Origin of the sequence: Mucilaginibacter pineti, assembly GCF_900101875.1 — a bacterium.
In the GTDB taxonomy this organism is placed as follows: domain Bacteria; phylum Bacteroidota; class Bacteroidia; order Sphingobacteriales; family Sphingobacteriaceae; genus Mucilaginibacter; species Mucilaginibacter pineti.
This window is the reverse complement of record NZ_FNAI01000002.1, coordinates 825,077-843,199: the sequence shown is the minus strand read 5'-3', so window position 1 is coordinate 843,199 and position 18,123 is coordinate 825,077. Positions and strand designations below refer to the sequence as shown.

The 18,123-nt window shown below is 43.3% G+C and carries 15 protein-coding genes; 1 reads left to right on the top strand and 14 read right to left on the bottom strand.

The genetic code is table 11. From position 1 onward, the window contains the following. Nucleotides 1-23 precede the first annotated feature (23 nt). The gene (locus BLS59_RS07820; RefSeq protein ID WP_091147221.1) at nt 24-638 is read left to right on the top strand and encodes a trimeric intracellular cation channel family protein; all 615 of its coding nucleotides are present in this window, start codon (nt 24-26) and stop codon (nt 636-638) included. Between the two features lie 8 nt (nt 639-646). Here the strand turns inward: BLS59_RS07820 and BLS59_RS07815 are convergent, their stop codons facing one another. From BLS59_RS07815 to BLS59_RS07750, 14 genes are all read right to left on the bottom strand, one after another. Continuing rightward, the gene (locus tag BLS59_RS07815) at nt 647-1,420 is read right to left on the bottom strand and encodes a PI-PLC domain-containing protein (protein ID WP_091147218.1); all 774 of its coding nucleotides are present in this window, start codon (nt 1,418-1,420) and stop codon (nt 647-649) included. 6 nt (nt 1,421-1,426) lie between these two features. Further along, the gene (locus BLS59_RS07810) at nt 1,427-3,712 is read right to left on the bottom strand and encodes a GH92 family glycosyl hydrolase (protein ID WP_091147214.1); all 2,286 of its coding nucleotides are present in this window, start codon (nt 3,710-3,712) and stop codon (nt 1,427-1,429) included. A 93-nt stretch (nt 3,713-3,805) separates the two neighbouring features. Beyond that, nucleotides 3,806-5,305, bottom strand: a complete 1,500-nt coding sequence (locus BLS59_RS07805; protein WP_091147212.1) for a RagB/SusD family nutrient uptake outer membrane protein — start codon at nt 5,303-5,305, stop codon at nt 3,806-3,808. Between the two features lie 23 nt (nt 5,306-5,328). Continuing rightward, on the bottom strand, nt 5,329-6,516 hold the full coding sequence (locus tag BLS59_RS32445; protein WP_091147209.1) for a SusC/RagA family TonB-linked outer membrane protein: 1,188 nt from the start codon (nt 6,514-6,516) through the stop codon (nt 5,329-5,331). Then, on the bottom strand, nt 6,503-8,758 hold the full coding sequence (locus tag BLS59_RS32440; protein WP_091147205.1) for a SusC/RagA family TonB-linked outer membrane protein: 2,256 nt from the start codon (nt 8,756-8,758) through the stop codon (nt 6,503-6,505). Before BLS59_RS32440 ends, BLS59_RS32445 begins: the two co-directional genes overlap by 14 nt. Before the next feature lie 282 nt (nt 8,759-9,040). Then, nucleotides 9,041-10,249 carry a FecR family protein gene (locus BLS59_RS07790; protein WP_091147202.1) on the bottom strand — a complete coding sequence of 403 codons (1,209 nt, stop codon included), beginning with the start codon at nt 10,247-10,249 and terminating at the stop codon, nt 9,041-9,043. A gap of 97 nt (nt 10,250-10,346) precedes the next feature. After that, nucleotides 10,347-10,994, bottom strand: coding sequence for an RNA polymerase sigma factor (locus BLS59_RS07785; protein WP_091147199.1), 648 nt, complete (start codon nt 10,992-10,994; stop codon nt 10,347-10,349). A gap of 187 nt (nt 10,995-11,181) precedes the next feature. Then, complete coding sequence (locus BLS59_RS07780; protein ID WP_240315172.1) at nt 11,182-11,772, bottom strand: TMEM175 family protein; 591 nt, start codon at nt 11,770-11,772, stop codon at nt 11,182-11,184. A 32-nt stretch (nt 11,773-11,804) separates the two neighbouring features. Next, a complete protein-coding gene (locus BLS59_RS07775) occupies nt 11,805-13,115 on the bottom strand; it encodes a hypothetical protein (protein ID WP_091147195.1) in 1,311 nt (436 codons plus the stop codon). A 67-nt stretch (nt 13,116-13,182) separates the two neighbouring features. After that, the gene (locus tag BLS59_RS07770) at nt 13,183-14,850 is read right to left on the bottom strand and encodes an alpha-amylase family protein (RefSeq protein ID WP_091147192.1); all 1,668 of its coding nucleotides are present in this window, start codon (nt 14,848-14,850) and stop codon (nt 13,183-13,185) included. A gap of 176 nt (nt 14,851-15,026) precedes the next feature. Beyond that, entirely contained in the window at nt 15,027-15,587 is a 561-nt protein-coding gene (locus BLS59_RS07765; protein ID WP_091147189.1) for a cysteine hydrolase family protein, read from the bottom strand. A gap of 40 nt (nt 15,588-15,627) precedes the next feature. Next, nucleotides 15,628-15,936 (bottom strand): hypothetical protein, encoded by a 309-nt coding sequence (locus BLS59_RS07760; RefSeq protein ID WP_091147186.1) that lies wholly within the window; start codon nt 15,934-15,936, stop codon nt 15,628-15,630. A 17-nt stretch (nt 15,937-15,953) separates the two neighbouring features. After that, the gene (locus BLS59_RS07755) at nt 15,954-17,204 is read right to left on the bottom strand and encodes an MFS transporter (protein ID WP_091147182.1); all 1,251 of its coding nucleotides are present in this window, start codon (nt 17,202-17,204) and stop codon (nt 15,954-15,956) included. A 54-nt stretch (nt 17,205-17,258) separates the two neighbouring features. Next, nucleotides 17,259-17,873 (bottom strand): TetR/AcrR family transcriptional regulator, encoded by a 615-nt coding sequence (locus tag BLS59_RS07750; protein ID WP_091147177.1) that lies wholly within the window; start codon nt 17,871-17,873, stop codon nt 17,259-17,261. Between the last annotated feature and the right edge of the window lie 250 nt (nt 17,874-18,123).

Genomic DNA, 18,123 nt, shown 5'->3' with positions numbered 1-18,123 from the left:
GCAAACAAACCTAACCGGTACCTATGCTGCACATTCTTTACATTATTGCCATTATTGCCGAAGCTATGACGGCTGCGTTATCTGCCGGCAGGCGAGATATGGATTGGGTTGGCGTTTGTATAATTGCCTGGGTTACCGCATTGGGTGGCGGCACGGTACGTAATATACTGTTTAACCACTACCCCATGAGCTGGGTTGAACATCCCGAGTATTTGCTGATCACCGCCGGTGCAGCTATCCTGGCCGCATTTATAGCGTCCATCATGACCAAACTAAAAAAGCTTTTCCTTTACCTTGATGCTTTGGGCCTGGTGGTATTTACCATTATAGGCTGCCAGATAGCTCAGCAAATAAACCTGCCGACTACCATTGTATTATTAAGCGGTATGATAACGGGCTGCGCGGGCGGTGTGCTGCGCGATGTATTGTGTAATGACATTCCGCTACTTTTTCATAAGGAGATCTATGCCAGCGCATCTATAGTTACCGGGGCTGTTTACCTGGGTATCGAATATGCGGGCGGCAGCGCAGGTGTTGCCATTGTTTTGGCCGGAGTTATTGGCCTTGCGTTGCGTTTACTGTCTATCCGCTACAAATGGCAAATGCCCAAGTTTGTGTACCACGAAGAGTGGCACTGATATTACCATTATTTTTTATTCAAAAACTCGCTAAACTCCTTAACCTCATCGGTGCCAATAAAATCAACATCCAGGCGTTCGAGGGTTTGCCAGGTGATCTCATTATCAGTGGTTTCCCAAAAACGGATGGGCTTTTTGGCGGCATGTACACTATCAACCAGGCTGGCTACCCGTTTATAGTCTGCAGGCGGCATTGGGCCGTTGCCAATCCATTTGGTGTAGTTGCTAAACCTAAAGCTTAATAAGCCAACACGTTCCCACTGTTTCGGGGTAAAGCCTGCTAAATGATTTACATCAAACTGCAGCCATTTGGGGTAATTATTAAGCTCGGCGGCGGGCGGTACAGCTCCCGTCATGATCACCTTTAGCCTGCCCGGCATGCCTTTGGCAGATGCGTATTTCATTAAAGGCTTAAGTTCCCTAATAACCAGTGGAATGGTGTTGTGGTAATCCTGCTTAATATCTATCAGTAAAATAATATGACGATTTAAATCCTTAGCCAGCTTTACGGCCAACGGATCGGTATACATGATCTTGAGCGAGCGTTTGGCAACTATCTCTTTGAGGTTATGGGCCACCATCAGCTTGCCATCTACCACAAAAACATCGGCCTCAACCGATGCAAAGCCCTTTTCGTAGGCATAATAAAACGGCACCGAGTTTGCATAATCATTATGGGCATGTGCATTAGCTACGGTATACACCCGTTTTTGCCCATAAATTGCACTACTGGCGTTCATGAACGCCAGTAGTGCAATGGTAATTTTTACCAGTTTTTTCATGGAAACCTATTTTTCATTTGATAATGAATACGGCACATCCGCATCCTTTACGCCCCTGGTTTTATTGGGCTGGGCACTCATGTTAAAGTTGATGACCGCACCGCTTTTTAACGCGCTATGGCTTAACCAGGTTAAATCATAAGGTTTGCCGTTAACCGTCATGGTGTTGATGTATTTGTTGGCAAAGCTGTTGTTGGCTGCGTTTATCACCACTTTTTTACCGCTCTCTAAATTCAAGGTTATTTTTTTGAATAGCGGCGCGCCAAGCACATACTGGTCGCTGGCCGGGGTTACCGGGTAAAAGCCCATCGCCGAAAACACGTACCAAGCAGATGTTTGGCCGTTATCCTCATCGCCGCAGTACCCATCTGGTGTGGCTTTGTATAGCTTGTTCATTACATCACGAACATGATATTGGGTTTTCCATGGCTGACCGGCGTAGTTGTACAGGTAAATCATGTGCTGTATAGGCTGATTGCCGTGTGCATACTGGCCCATGTTCACTATCTGCATTTCGCGGATCTCGTGAATTACGCCGCCATAGTAGCTATCATCAAAAATTGGCGGCAGGCTCCATACCGAATCCAGCTTGGCAACAAATTTTTGTTTACCGCCCATAAGGTTAATTAAGCCCTGCATATCGTGGAAAACACTCCAGCTATAATGCCAGCTATTACCCTCGGTAAAGGCATCGCCCCATTTAAACGGACTAAACGGCGTTTCAAACGAGCCATCTTTATTTTTGCCACGCATTAACCCGGTTGATGGATCAAACAGGTTTTTATAATTCATACTCCGAGTTTTGTATACATCGGTTTCGGATGCAGGTTTGCCCAGCGCTTTGCCTAATTTGTAAATTGTAAAATCGTCATAAGCATATTCGAGCGTACGGGCGGCGTTTTCGTTAATCTTAACATCGTAAGGTACATAACCCAATTTGTTGTAATATTCAACACCTTTACGGCCGGTAGCAGCGGGGCCTTCGTTATTGGCACCATGTACCAACGCTTCGTAAAGTGTATTGATATCGTATCCCCTGCCGCCTTTTAAATAAGCTTCGGACACTACAGATGCCGAGTTATTACCGATCATTACGGCAGAATAACCCGGGCTTGACCACTCGGGCAGCCAGCCACCTTCTTTATAATCATTTATAAGGCCTTCCTGCATCTCTTTATTAATGGACGGATAAACGAGGTTCAGGAATGGGTACAATGCGCGGAAGGTATCCCAAAAGCCCGTACCTGCAAATTTGTAGCCGGGGAATACTTTACCTGTCGATGCGCTGTAATGCACAATGTTGCCCTTTTCATCTATCTCATATAGTTTATTGGGGAAGAAAACCATGCGGTAAAGGCAGGAGTAAAATGTGCGGGTTTGATCAATGGTTCCGCCTTCTACCGTTAAACGGCTCAGGGTTTTGTTCCAAACTGTTTTTGCTTTTTGAGCAGTGGCATCAAAGCTATCATTGCCTACTTCTCTTTTAAGGTTAAGTTCGGCCTGTTCAATGCTGATGAAGGATGAGGCAACCCTAAGGTGTACCTTCTCCCCTGCTGTTGTGCTAAAGCCAACTACGGCACTGGCATGTTCGGCCTTTAGTTCAAGACCATCGGCCAGGGTAGAGTCGCTGAAGGTTTGGGCCAGGGTAATTGGCTTATCCACATAAATTACAAAGTAGTTCTTAAAGTTTTTAAGCGGACCACGGGCATATTTGGTAGAGTAACCTACAATCTTTTTTTCGCCGGGGATGATCTTCACATACGAGCCTTTGTTCAACGCGTCTATCACTATAAACGAGCTATCGGTTTTAGGATAGGTAAACCGGAACTGTGCCGCACGTTCGGTAGGCGTAATTTCGGTAGTTACGTCATGGTCGGCCAGGTAAACGCTGTAGTAGTATGGCTTGGCAATTTCAGCCTTATGTGAAAACCAGCTGGCGCGACCGTTTTGTGTTACTTTCAGGTTATGCGTTACCGGCATAATGGCAAATTGCCCGTAATCATTCATCCAGGGAGATGGCTGGTGAGTTTGCTTAAAGCCGCGGATCTTGTGGGCATCATAAGTGTAGGCCCATCCGTCGCCCATTACACCGGTTTGGGGTGTCCAGAAATTCATGCCCCAGGGCAGTGCAATGGCCGGATAAGTGTTACCGTTTGACAGATCGTAATGGGAATCGGTACCCATTAGCGGGTTTATATATTCAACCGGATCGGTCACTTTATTTACCTGTTGGGCAAATGCAGCGGTTACAGCTAAAAAAAGCGAGGAGATGATGGTAATACGTTTTTTCATGCGGTATTTAAATTTTGTTGAAATTACTATTTAGCTGTAAATATAAAAGACCGGCTGGTATTGCCGGTCTTTTACGTTTCATTATTTTAACCATTAATTCCAATCGGGATTTTGGGTTAGTTTAGTATTTGTGCTTATTTCACGCTGAGGGATAGGCCATAAATAGTACTGAGCTTTCATGGTCACATTCTGCTCATTTTTAGTTGTGGTAGCATCACCAAATGTATTGTTGATTACATCATAAATTTTATGTGTGCGCTGAATATCAAAATAGGCTTTGTTTTCATAAGCAAGTTCATGATAGCGCTCTTTCCAGATAGCAATCCTGAACTGATCCTTTGTTAAGTTTTTCAAGGGATCCAAATGAGCGCGTGTCCTGATCAGGTTTATCTGGTCATAAGATGCCTGTGTTGGGCCACTCACTTCATTTGTAGCTTCGGCATATATCAGCATAGCTTCGGGCAGGCGTAAAAACGTCCAGTTTTCATCACTTATTCCGCTGCCCAATGCGCTTTCCACATGGAAATATTTATAAAGTGCATGTTCACCAAATTGTATTATGGTTCCAGGGTCTTTGTCTTTAGGATAGCTTGAAAAATAAAACTGTCGTTCTTCGGTACGCAAATCACCGGCTTCATAACTTTTAAAGAAAGCATCTGTAGGGATCATTGCACCCAGGTGATCGCCGTATGCACCTACAAGTAAGTTAAAAGGGATTGTTAGCTGCGGAATTGCATTTGTAGCAACACCAACCAGGTAATTTGATTGAAAAATAAGTTCCGTTTGATTTTTGTGTGCATTATCATGCAAAAAAGCATAATCGGTAAATAACGAATAACTTGTTAAAACCGGTGCAACCTCAGCAGCTGCCAATGCGTAATTTTCAGTTTTATTTAACGGAAAACCGGCGGTAGTTAAATAAACGCTTGCCAATAATGTACGTACTGCACCTAAAGATACATGGCCGGTTTCATCTTTGTCTGGTAAGCCCGATGTTTCGGCAGCTTTAAGATCGCTGATAATCTGATCATATACTGCAGCCGCAGCTGTACGTGAAGGGTAAAGATCAGGGCTGCTAATGGTAACCGGAGTTGTTATTAAAGGCACATCGCCGTATAACCTTACCAGGTGATAGTAAAAGAACGCCCTTAAAAAATACGCCTCGCCTAATAATTTCTTTTTGTCGGCATCTGGCATTACTATTGGCGCAATGCTTTCAAGTGCAATATTAGCATTTGAAATAGCAGTGTAACTATTTGACCATACGGTTTCAAAGCCTGGGTTAACAGCATCGGTAACGTTTTTTATAACATTACCGTTATTAACGCTCTGCCCAAGAGAGGTAGCATGACCCGCAAAAAGCTCAATGGTTATAAACGGACTTTCGCCATAAGCATCGCCGTTTTGAAACATATAAAGCTTTTGGTAAATACCATTAACAAATGTACGGGCTTGGGAAGGAGAGGTAAAATAGGTGCTTTTTACAAAATTACCCTTGTTTTTTTCAACAAGATCTTTGTTGCAGCTGCCTAATACTATGGTAAGAATTAGTAGTGAGTAACTAATTCGATATTTTTTTAAATTAAACTTCATAATAGTATGTTTTAACGTTTAAATTATAAACTAACATTTAAGCCAAATAAGAAAGTTCGGGGTTTTGGATAATCATAAAACTGAATACCCTGTGTGAAGTTACTGGTGTTATTATGACCCTGTGTACCTTGCGTAATAGCTGTATTGTTATTATAGGTTGAAACTTCTGGATCATACCCGGTATATTTTGTAATTACAAACAGATTTTGCGCCTGGGCATATATCCTTAACCTATTTAACTTTAACTTTTTGGTAATTGACTCAGGGAAATTATATCCAAGCGTTACAGCGCGGCCACGTATAAAATTACCGTTTTCAACCTTTGTAGAATAAATTTCGGTTTGGTAACCTACATACGCAGGTCTGCTTTCGGCAATGCTGGTATTTTGATTAGTGGGTGTCCAGGCATTTAACACGGTAGCATAGCTGTTGGCCTGACCTGTACGATCCTGTCCTGAGTGCCGGGTTAAGTTCATGATCTGGTTACCGTAGTTAAACTGAAGATCTACAGCCAAGTCTACTGCTTTATAACGGAATGTATTGGAAAATGTACCGTAACCATCTGGGGTTGATTTACCTAACACCACCTTATCGGCCGATGTAACTTTCCCGTCGTTATTTGTATCCTGGATCTTTAAGTCGCCGGGGAATAAGCCATAAGTGGCAGCCTTTGCAGCTTCTGATGTTCCCCAGGTACCCAAAACTTTGTAGCCATAAAAGCTGCCTGCAGGTAAACCTACACGCATAAGGTTAAATTGAGAAAGGAAGGTTGGATTAAGGAAGATATCATCATTGGATGCCCCCAATTGCAATACTTTGTTTTTCAGGAATGAAATATTGAATGAAGTGTTCCAGCTAAAGTTTTCGCTTTTTACGTTAACTGTGTTAATGGTTAACTCAATACCTTTATTCTCTAATTTACCTGTGTTTTTGTAAACACTTTTAAAACCGCTTGATTCTGGCAATGGTGCATCAAGTAAAAGTGCCTTGGTTTTTTTCAGATACGCATCGGCATCTACCGTAACACGATTATTGAACAAGCCAAATGAAACACCAAAATCATACTCAGATGTTTTTTCCCATGATAAATCTTCATTACCAATCGTGATTTGCTGCGTTCCGATAGCCTGGGCGCCGCCAAATACGTAATTCACTGTATTTATTTGCGCCTGCGACTGATATGAGCCAATTTCGGAGTTACCGGTTACCATAGCTCAGCCTGAATTTTAAATCAGATATGGTTTTGTTATCCTTTAAGAAATCTTCCTGTGATGCCCTCCACGCGATAGCAGCCGATGGGAAAAATCCGTTTTTCACATTGGTACCAAAACGCGATGAACCATCACGGCGGCCGGTTACCGTTAATAAGTATTTATTATCATAGCCATAATTAATACGGCCAAAAATAGACTCAAACTGATAAGCCAGATAATTTGATTGAGGTATTGCCGGTATTGAACCTGCACTTAAATTATAAAACTGATAATAATTATCAGCCAGGCTGCCCGTATTGGCATAAACACCAGTTTGCTGGAAAGCAGTTTTTTCATAACCCGCAACAACATTTAATGTATGTACTTTATTGAATACCTTATTATAAGTTGCATAGTTATCCCATTGCCAGTATGTATTGTTTGCTTCATCTATGGATGCTGAGCTGTACTTTTGATCGGCAGTTGGGCCGCCTACTAAACCGCTTTGAAAATGCGGGTCATAGTTTGCAGATGTAGTTACACCAAGCACACTCCTAAAATCAAGCCCTGGAAATATGGTTATGTTGGCATAACCGTTACCGCTGAAAACACGGGTTTTGTATAACGAGACTACTTCGTTAGCCTGCGCTACCGGGTTATCGCCACCTTCTAAATTCGGATAATCGGTACGTTTTCCGTATGATCCATCAGGATATTTGATGGGGATGAAAGGCACCATTTCAATCAACATACGGGGGATGTTGTTACCACCTGCACCATCATCGGCGGTACGTTTATCCTGGGTATTGTAATTTAACGTAGCACCAACCTTTAACCAGGGTTTAATCTGATTATCAAAGGTTAAACGTACGTTATAACGTTTAAGGTAACTGTTTAATATAATACCTTCATCATCGGCATAGTTCAGGAACAAACCGTAGTTAATATCATCAGAGCCACCGGTAAATGCAAGGTTATGGTTTTGGCTAACCGAGGTACGGGTTGAAGCTTTTTGCCAATCCACATCATACAACGGCTTCAGGTTTTGATCAAATAATTTACCTATCAGGGCTGTGCGTAATTTAACAGGATCCTGATCGGCATATTTGCCTGATGCCCAACCAACCGCGTCATATTTTTTGATATTGGCGTATGACTGATCTTCAATGGCCATAAATTGTGCCGAGTTAAGTACCGGAATTTCTTTAGCCATATGATTAATAGATACATAAGCATCATAACTAACGATTCCGCCCTTTTTACCTCTTTTGGTAGTAACCAATATTACCCCGTTGGCACCGCGTGTACCATAAATGGCTGTTGATGATGCATCCTTTAAAACGTCTATCGTTTCAATATCGTTAGGGTTTATAGAGTTACCGCCTTCTGTCCAAACAACACCATCCACCACATATAAAGGGTCGGTATTGGTGTTTATGGAGCTATAACCACGAATGCGGATCTTGGTAGCACCACCCGGCGCGCCCGAGTTGGTTGATACGTTTACGCCGGCAATTTTACCGGATAATTCCTGCTCCAGGTTAGTTTGCGGCCTGTCCTGCAATTGCTTGCCGCTTACACTGCCAACAGAGCCGGTAAGGTCAACCCGTTTAGCAGTACCGTAACCAACAACTACCACCTCGCTTAAGGCTTTTGGCGCTTCGGTAATTATTACATCGAGGGTGGTTTTGCCGGCTACTGCAACTTCCTGAGTAGTATAACCAACAAAGCTAAATACCAGCGTTCCGTTATCGGGTGCGTTTAAAGTGTATTTACCGCTCACATCGGTTTGGGTGCCAATTTGGGTGCCTTTTATCCTAACGCTTACGCCCGGCAAGGGGCCTTTGGCGTCAGATACTGTACCCGATACCTTAATATCGGCAACCGGTTTTACCTGTTCGGTATCCTTCTTTTTAACTACAATTGTTTCCTGGAAAATTTTGTAGGTTAAAGGCTGATCCTTAAAACATTGGTCAAGCGCCTGCGATAGCGAAACGCCTTCAACTTCAATATTAATACCGCCAACTTTTCCAACATCCCGCTTATCATATAAAAAATGATAGCCGGTTTGCTTTTCAATTGCTTTAAGAACTTTTTGTACCGTGGCGTTTTTTTGATGCAGGGTTACTACCTGACTATAGGTTTTGGCGCTCACCTGGGTAAGAGCCGCTATCAAAATAATAGCTGTTAGCTTCATAGCTAAAATTATTTTGCTTAATTGGGGCCATACCAAAGGCGTAGCCTTAGAATTAAAATTCATAAGTTTGTAGAGTTTGGGTTAAACATTAACTTTCAATTCGTCGATTGCATTTTTTTGGGGCCCAGATACTTATGCCGGGAAAGTACTTCGAATACTTCCCGGTTTTTTTATGCGATGTTTTTGCTTTTCAGCGTGCATTAAAGCAGCACAAAAGTGTTTTCGCTATCATGGACCTTACTCCCGGGGGTTAACTTATTTTTCGTATTTTTTTCATCATGGGGTTGTTTAGTGTTTACAATTGGTTAATTATTGTTTGGTATATGTAAGTATTTTATGCTGCCATTAAGGTATTACCGTAATGTGTTTATCTTCAATTTTAAAATTCACGCCGGCGTATTTCAGCATCCCCATTAATTCTGATGCTTTTACATTGCGTGAGATACTGCCGTTAAACTCCCTGGTGGGTATGGTACCCTGGTAGCTTACATCAACATCGTACCAGCGGGCCGCCTGGCGCATAATGGTTTCAATACCCGCATCCTTGAATTCAAAAACGCCGTTCTTCCAGGCAATGGCGTATTCCGCTTCGGGATCGTCAATAACCTTTATCTGACCGGTTTGCGTAAGCGATGCCTGCTGCCCCGGCTTTAAAACACTGGCGTACTTGCTGTTACTTATTTTTACCGAGCCTTCCAGCAGGGTGGTTTTTATTGATTCTTCGTCGGTGTAGGCGTTTATATTAAAATGGGTACCTAAAACTTCAACTGTTGTATTGTTTGTTTTAACCCTGAATGGTTTGTTTGGATTTTTAGCAACTTCAAAATAAGCTTCGCCGGTTATCTCCACATCCCTTGTTTTACCCATAAAAACCGCCGGGAAACTAAGCGATGATGCCGCGTTAAGCCAAACTTTACTGCCATCGCTCAGCACCAGCTGGTATTGCCCGCCGCGCGGGGTTGATACCTTGTTCATAGCCGTAGCCTGCTCCTGCGCATCATTTTGCCCGCCCCCATAAACCAGCTGTCCGTTACGTGTTTTATACACGCTGGCACCACCCTGCTGCGCTAAAACACCGTTTTGAGCACTGTTAAGGGTTATGGTTTTACCATTGGCAAGCGTTAGCACCGCCTTATTACCGCCTGGCAAAACATCATGGGTGTGGCTAACGCGGGCCACGTTGTTTTTATTGAGCTGCTGCTGTTGCCGGTTTGCTATTAAATATGCGCCAATACCTGTAAAAACCATAAGGGCGGCGGCAACACCTATTTTTAACCACAGCCTGTTATTATCCGGGGGGCGTATTTTAGCTGAGCCATCGTTAGCAGCTTTATTTAAAAGGATATTGTTGAGCATATCCAGGCTTTTTGTAGGATCAAAAAGCGGCTCATTTATTTCAAGACTGTTCCAGGCCTCGTGTATAAGTGCAGTTAACTCCGCATCATTTGCCGATGACGTAATGATCTGAAATAACTCATCGCGTTCCTGCGGTGTAGCCGTTTCATTATAATAGGTATTGAAAAGGTAAAATAGCCTTGTATTCAATGCACTCATAGGAGGTAATTGTTAATTCATAAAATTTATAATTGGTAAAATGAGGTTTTTAGGACAACCTACACATAAGACAACCACGAGGATAAAAAAGGGGCTATCAGTTTTTTAAAAAAATAAAAAAAGTTTTCAGCATTAATAAAATAGCCACCAAAGCTATCAAATGTTCTTTAACATAATCGGTTATAGAGGTGGTAGCTTTTTGAAGATATTTCTTTACGGTTTCGCGCGATAGTTTTAGCTGGGTGGCTATTTCGGCGTATTTAAGGCGATTGTGCCTGCTAAGCAGGTAAACCTTTTGCTGCTGAGGCGGCAGGTGGTCAATGGCCTCATCCAGCAGATTATAATACAAATTGGTATCGTTCATATCAGGGTTAAGCATGTACCTGATATTATCTTCTTCTAAATTTTTAACTTTTATGCGCTCCTTGGCCAGCTTTTTTAAACAATTTAACGCGTGATTTTTTGAGATCACAAACAAATAGGCTTTAAAATCATCAACCCCGGCAAGCGCCTCGCGGGTCATCCAAATCTTTAAAAAAACATCCTGTACTACTTCTTCGGCCAGTTCTGCAGAGCGGGTTACACGCAAAATATGAACACCCAATTGCTGGTGATGCACAGTAAAAAGTTGGCGAAAGGCATATTCATCCCCCGATGCCACCTTCAAAAGCAGTTCCTTTTCATTACGATCAGCAGCTGATTTTAAAAGCAGTTCGCTCTCCTGATTTTGAGCAATTTCAAACATAGGTCGCAAATAGTATAGTAGTGGCAAATAATTGGTTTATCGGTTGCTAAACATTACTGGAATAATCTATAACGTTTTAGTTACAAACTCCAAACTTGCAAAAAAGTTTATACTTTTTAAACTAATTATGTTTTTTGGGACAAATAAAAAATATTATTAATTAGATGTTTAGCCTTATAATTAAATTTTAGGAATTATCGTTACTAAGCTTATTTTCAATCCTTTTATCGGGAATAAACCACATACCAGCTACAATAACGTACAAAGCGAAGGCGACCATAGCGCTATACCATGATAAACCAATGGCAACGGCATAAATTATTATAGAGCTTCTCCCTTTCCAATCGCTGCCATAAGCCTCGGCCAGTACCGAGTGCTCGCCATGATGACGGATAAGGATCCTGGCCAGCAGGTTGTAGGCTATACCGTTCATAATAAGCACTACACCGTAACATATTACCGGCCATTGGGTAAAATGATTTTCGCCCATCCAGCCGGTAACAAAAGGGATCAGCGAAAGCCAGAAAAGCAGGTGCAGATTGGCCCACAGCGTTGCCCCGTTTACTGACCGAACGGCCTGCATTAAATGATGGTGGTTGTTCCAATAAATACCTACATAAATAAAGCTCAGTACATAGCTCAAAAAAACAGGTATCAGCGGCTTTAACGATGCAAGGGTATCGCCATGCGGCACCTTCATTTCCAACACCATTATGGTAATAATAATTGCGATAACCCCATCGCTGAAAGCCTCTATCCTGCCTTTTCCAATTGCCATAGTTTTTGTTTAGGTAAGCAATTTAATGATTTTTACTTTTTCAGCAACTGCTCTGTTGTTACCTCGCTGCTTAACAGTCTGCCAAACAGTTCCCAGCGTTTTGCTGGTGCTTTGGCTGTACCCCCATTTTTTTCAATGTAATTTTTTACCATATCCAACCCATAATTATAGTTGATAACGTAGCTGCGATATTTTTTTATAAAGCTGAGGGATTTTGCCGCCGTTTCGTCGTTCATCAAACAGTATTTAGTGAGATAGGTAGTTGCCTTATCGCGCGACATGGTATTGTTTATCAATCCCCTGGCGGCCTCATTGCGGGCGTAGTTGAGGGTTCCTTTTATCGCCAGGGCTTTAAAATATACATCAATACCAGCAGTATCCAACCCGGCAAGTGGCAGCAGCACGTTTTTGGCAAATTTCACTTTATCATCGCCGGGGAAAGCTACTTCGATACCGTAATTGGCACTTCCTTCGGCAATTAAACTTTGCGGACTAAACAGCGGATACATAGAGATCTCTACCCAACCCTTATCGCGATACAGATTTTTCTCCAGCAGCATATTATATACATGGTGACCCGGATAGCTTTCATGGCTGCCCACATCAATAGCCCTGTCAATAAAAATTTTCAGGTCGGTATTTATTTGTACGGTGCTTTTGTAATTGCCTTTGTACCAGTTATAGCCGCTCCAGGGTTTATTGGTAACATACTCCAGCGTAAATGCCTCACCGGCGGGCAGGGTGTAATGGCTCAGGGTACGTTTACGCGCTTCGGCAATGGCGGCCTTAATTACCGGGTCGAGTTTATCTTTGGGGATGATGAATTTATTGGCCAGTTTCTGGAAACGTTCGCTCACGCGGCCTTTGCCCGGCAACAGGGTATCCAGCAGGGCAATCTGTGCTTTAAAAAAATCTTCGGTATAAACCGGGGCGGCAACGCCAAAAAGCTCTTTCGACTCCTCGTCAAACGACCGCTCTTCGCCCGAAAAGATCCTTATACGGCGACCAAAAGCAACCAGTTGGTTGATCATCCAATCGGCCCTTATTTTATTGGTATCTATTTGCGATGTGGTTGAAATAACCTTCAGCTCGTTCATTAAACTGTTGGTACTGGCCAGCAGGCTATCCTTCGGAAACTCCTTGGCAGCAGCAAGTTTTGGCTTCAACGAATCGGGACCGTAATAGGCATCAACAAAATCTGTATCATACTGCCCTATGCTCAGGCCAAGCCGTACGTATTCAACAGCCAGGCTATTCAGTTTTTTATTTTCTGACTGCTGCGCCGGATCATGACCGCACGAGAGTATAAAAAGTATAGGGAGATAAAGCAGTATTTTTTTCATGGCAAATTATCCTTGTTCAACGTAAATGTTGAACAAGGTAATAATTCCATTGTTTAAAAAATACGTATCAGGCCCAATTAAAATCTACTTCCCTGTTATTCAGCTTCCATTTTGTGGGTAGCATGTTGCTCATCCAGTCTAATGGCTCACCTAATGGCTGCACACGGGCAGCATTGGCGAAGGCTTGTTTTACGGCTACCTTTTGCTCGGCGCCTAATGCTTCGGGCTGTGCCGATATAAATAACGGGGCACCGCTTTCGGCCAATAATTGCAGCCATTGTTTATTTTTTTCCCAGGCTATATCCTTAGTTAAACCAACGCAATCGCCATCAACGGCGTAAAAAGTATTATGCTGCGGCAGGCGGAATGCCAGTGTGTTAACGCCCATTTTACGGGTACGCTCCCACTCGTGTCCGCTGGTATCATCGCCTATGCGGCAAAGTTCAAACACACCGGCGCTAAGGTGGCTCATGGTATTACAGCCAATTACATACATACTACCTGCAGCCTCACGAATGGCGGCGTACAGATTATTGATGATCTCGGCAGTGGTTTTGCTCCTGTCCTGAAAATTCCATCCGGGCGATGTTATGCTGCCCTTCATATCAAAACCCCAGCGACCGGTAATATCATAGGTACTAAAATCATGTTTCACCATTTCATAGCCCCATTGCTGGTAAACGGCGTAATTATGTTTTATACGTTCAATATTTTCGGGGATGGTTGGATCAAGCACCGGGTTCCGTGGATCGTCCCTGCCGGGAATCTTTGGTGCCACTAGAGATGCTTTTTCATCATGTTTGGCGCAAAGCGGGCGCATCCACAAACCGGGGCGCATCCCCATTTGTTTTATCTCATCGCCCAGGAGTTTCATATCCTTAAACTTATCGTTGGGTTTGGAGAAATCATCGTTCCAGCCGCCGTCACCAGGCAGCAGCGGCGAATAGGTGGCCCAGCCCGCATCCATAACCGAAAACGGGCGGTTGTTTGTATCGGTAACCAGTTCGGCCATCATGCCGGTTGTTTTCCTGATCAGCTCGGCTGAGTTATTTCCGTAGGCAAAATACCAATCGTTAATACCGTAAATGGGTTGCTTGGGCAGGCGCGGTTTTTCACACATCATACCGCAAAAGCGGTGGGTAACCTTAAAGGCAGGTTCGCCGTTTTTGCTTTCATGCGTTATAATATCAGCAGCATGTAGTTGGCGCGTGCCAAGCAGTACACCATTACCGCCAGAGTGGGTATCTAAATTAAGCTCCAGGCTATCGGCACTTAAAGCCCACCAGCAAATACTGTTTGTGCCAGTTTTTACACCGAAACAGCCGGTTTGCTTACCGTCGCTGATAATTAAATACCAGGGGTTTTTAACGCCCGCAGTGTCGGTTTTCCATTGCAGATCGCCGTATGAGCGTTCCCAATGATCACCCAGGAATTTTGCCTGCGGCGATGTATTGTGTTTCCACTTAATGCGCACCGCGTTTAACTGCTGCGTTGGCGACATTACATACACTCCCTTTGCATTTCCGTTTGTTTTTATAACCACCGAAATATCTTTATAAACAAACGACGACCCGTTGCTGCCTTTGAGTTTAAACCATTCATCGCCAGATTGCGCCCAAACCTCGTCTGGTGCGTTAATGGCGGTTGAATGTGTTGAAGTAGCATAGGTAAGCCTGCTGAATAAAACAGCGGCGGTTGTAGTTGCAGAAAGTTTAAGGAAATGTCGCCTTTGCATAAAGTGTGAAAATTGGTTTTACAACATTACTAAAAGGTTTCAGGTAATAGAAATTTTTGTAAAATTATAAAACTACAATCTCTTTTATAGCATTTTGGCAAGCATTAATTTCAAACATACCTGGTGCTTTTCAGTATTATGGAAGCACCAGGCATGGGCGAGGGGCGCACTAATATTTACACAGTAAGCCATTCCTCAACCGTCAGCACATCGGCCTGGGGCGGAAAAATTTTGGTAATTAGTACGCGGTGCACTTCCTCATCGCGGTCTGCGCAGCAATCAGCCAGTACGGTTAAGCGGTAATCCTTATCGGCGGCTTCCCGCAGGGTAGATAAAACTACCCCGCTGGTAGTTACGCCGGTAAGCACCAAATGCTGAACCCCGTAAGCCCGTAAAATAACCTCCAGATCGCTGCCTGCAAATGCGCTGTAACGCCGCTTGGTAACCACAACTTCATTGGCTTGCGGTTTTACATCTTCATGAACTTTCATAAACTCGGCCATGTTAACGCTTGTTAACCGTTCCTTACTGGCAGCGAAGCTTTTATTGTTCAGGCTGATTTCCGGCGCACCCTGCCTAAAACCAACCACTACGTAGATAACCGGAATTTTCTGGTTGCGCGCTTTAGCGATAGCTTTTGCTGCATTGTTAAGGATAGTTGCCGCGCCGGGCAGCATGGCCGAAATCCCCGCCTGCATATCCATAATTAAAAGGGCAGTGTTATTTTGCTGTTCCATTTTGTTAATTTATTTTATTGATGATTCATTAGTTTTCTGATTAAGCTTTGTGCTTATGCACAAAGTTCATCGCGCCGAAAATGCTTATACAAGTAAAGCCAACAAAGCAGATAAGGACGGACAGGCAGTTATCAGCAGATACTTTACCAAACCGGAAAAGCAGGTAGCCCGCTACTAAATTGAACAGCGCCCACGATACGTTCACCAGCGGAGAGGACAGGCCTTTCCCCGGCGGTTTGGCAAAAGGTGTAGGAAAAGGATCGCCTGCGATGCCTTTTATAAAATGCGGAACGAAATTGGCGAGGAACATGCCCGCCCAAAAACCGCCGAAATAATGATACCATTGCATAGTAAGTAGTTTAGTGGTTAAATAGTTGAATGATTTTTTTCTTTTAATTCTCCGCAGTCACTCCTTAAAAACACAAAAAAGCAGGCGGCAATAATAAGTGCTGTTACGCCCTGGCAAAGCATAGTAAGCGGGGCGCCTATTCGCTGAGAGGTATTGCCAATTAGTAAACTACCCAGCGGCAACATGCCGAAATAGGCCATAGCTACGAAACTCATTACCCTGCCGCGCATATGTGTAGCTGCCTCCATTTGAATGATGGTAATACTGGTTGACATGGGCGTGATAGACCCCAGTCCCAATATCACTGCACACGGTAAGGCCCAGGCAAAATAGCTCATTCGTGAAAACAAGATGAGCCCTATACCTAATATGGCAATGCTCAATAACAATACCATCCTTAAATTGATCCCTTTTTTTGCTGAAGCCAATAAGAAACTGCCAATAAGGGCCCCCAGCCCAATACAACCAGTGATATAACCATAGGTGGCTGCATCACCTTTAAAAATAACTTTGGCAAAAACAGCTTCCATGGTATCGTAAGGCAAAATCAGCAGGCTTAAACAGAGCATAAGCACGATAAGCATACTAATAACGGGGGTTTGTTTCAGATACTTTAAGCCCTCTGCCAATTCGGAGGTAACCTTTTTCTTAACGATAGGCGGCTGAAAGTCTGGAAACTTCATCAACAGCAGCGAGAAGATGACCGCTATAAAACTCACCGCATTAATAACGAAGCAAACACCTGCACCAAATTGCTGCAACACCATCCCTGATAAAGCCGGACCGATAAGCCTGGCCATGTTTACCATAGCCGAATTGAGTGAGATGGCGTTTGCCAGATCGGCCTTATCATTCACCATTTCATGTACCATTGGCTGGCGGGCAGGTACATCGAAGGCATTGATAGTACCTAATAAGGCGCTAAGCGTTAGTATTTCCCAAATAACATAATGGTTAGTTAAAATGAGTACCGCCAGCAATATAGCTTGTATCATGGATGCAGTTTGGGTAACCAGCAGTATTTTGTACCGGGCGTACCGGTCGGCAATTACACCGCCGAACAACGAAAATAAAAATGCCGGAAACTGTTGTGCAAAAACAGCAAAACCGATCATGGCGGCCGAGTGTGTAAGCGAGTAGATAACCCAGATAACGGCCGTTCGCTGCATCCAGGTACCAATTTGGGAAACAGACTGCCCGGCAAAAAACAAAGCATAGTTCCGGTTGCGGAATGCCCGGAAAGTGTGTTCGGTTGGTTCGCTCTTCATATTCTTCTTTTAGACGTTTTTTGTCATTTTGTCGAAAAAGGATTAAAAAAAATATTATTTCAGGCCGTACATAGCCATACGGGTAAACATATCTACTGCAGGCAAAACTTTTTCAGCATTATCTTCCAGTTCCATTTCACGTTTTAATCCGCGCAGGCTGCTAAGCAAAACCAGGATAAGCATTTCTAATTCAGAAGCTTCTACTTTACGCAATTCGCCGTTGTTCATGCCGTCCGTGAGTACCTGGCCAAGTAAAGCACTTTCCAGCCGAATGATAAGGTTATGATGAACAATTTTCGTTTTTTGGAATTGAGATAAGGCATCAGCATCCATACCTGCGTCGACCATTTTGAAAAAAGCTCTTTTTTCACGCAGTACTTCCAATTTTGTTAAGAAGAAGGCATAAAGCTTTTGTTCAGCACCTGATGCCTCGTTAACGGCATGGGTCATCGCTGCCAGCATTTCCCGGATCTCTATCTTTATAACGGCGTCAAAAATTTCGTCCTTGCTTTTATAGTAGTAATAAAGTGAGCTCCTGCCCTTGCCGATTGCTTTTGCTACATCATCCATAGTTACCTTAGCCAGGCCATACACCTGGAACAGGCGTTTGGCAGCCGCCAGGATCTGCTGCTGCATTAAATCTTCTTTGGTAGAAATGATGGCCGACATATGAGAAACAACTTTAACGATGCAAAAATATAAAATTTAGACATTTAAACAAAAATTGTTTAAATGTTTTTTTTAATGTGTGTTTATACCGTTGAGAACACTAAAAAATTGTCATTTCGATACGAGGTACGAGTGAGAAATCTTATACGATATGCATTGAAGTCTTGTATTCCACAGAAGATTTCTCTTTCGCGCCACGCTTTTGCCCGCCCCTGCTCTCTCGAAATGACAATCTTTTATAAAATTTCAT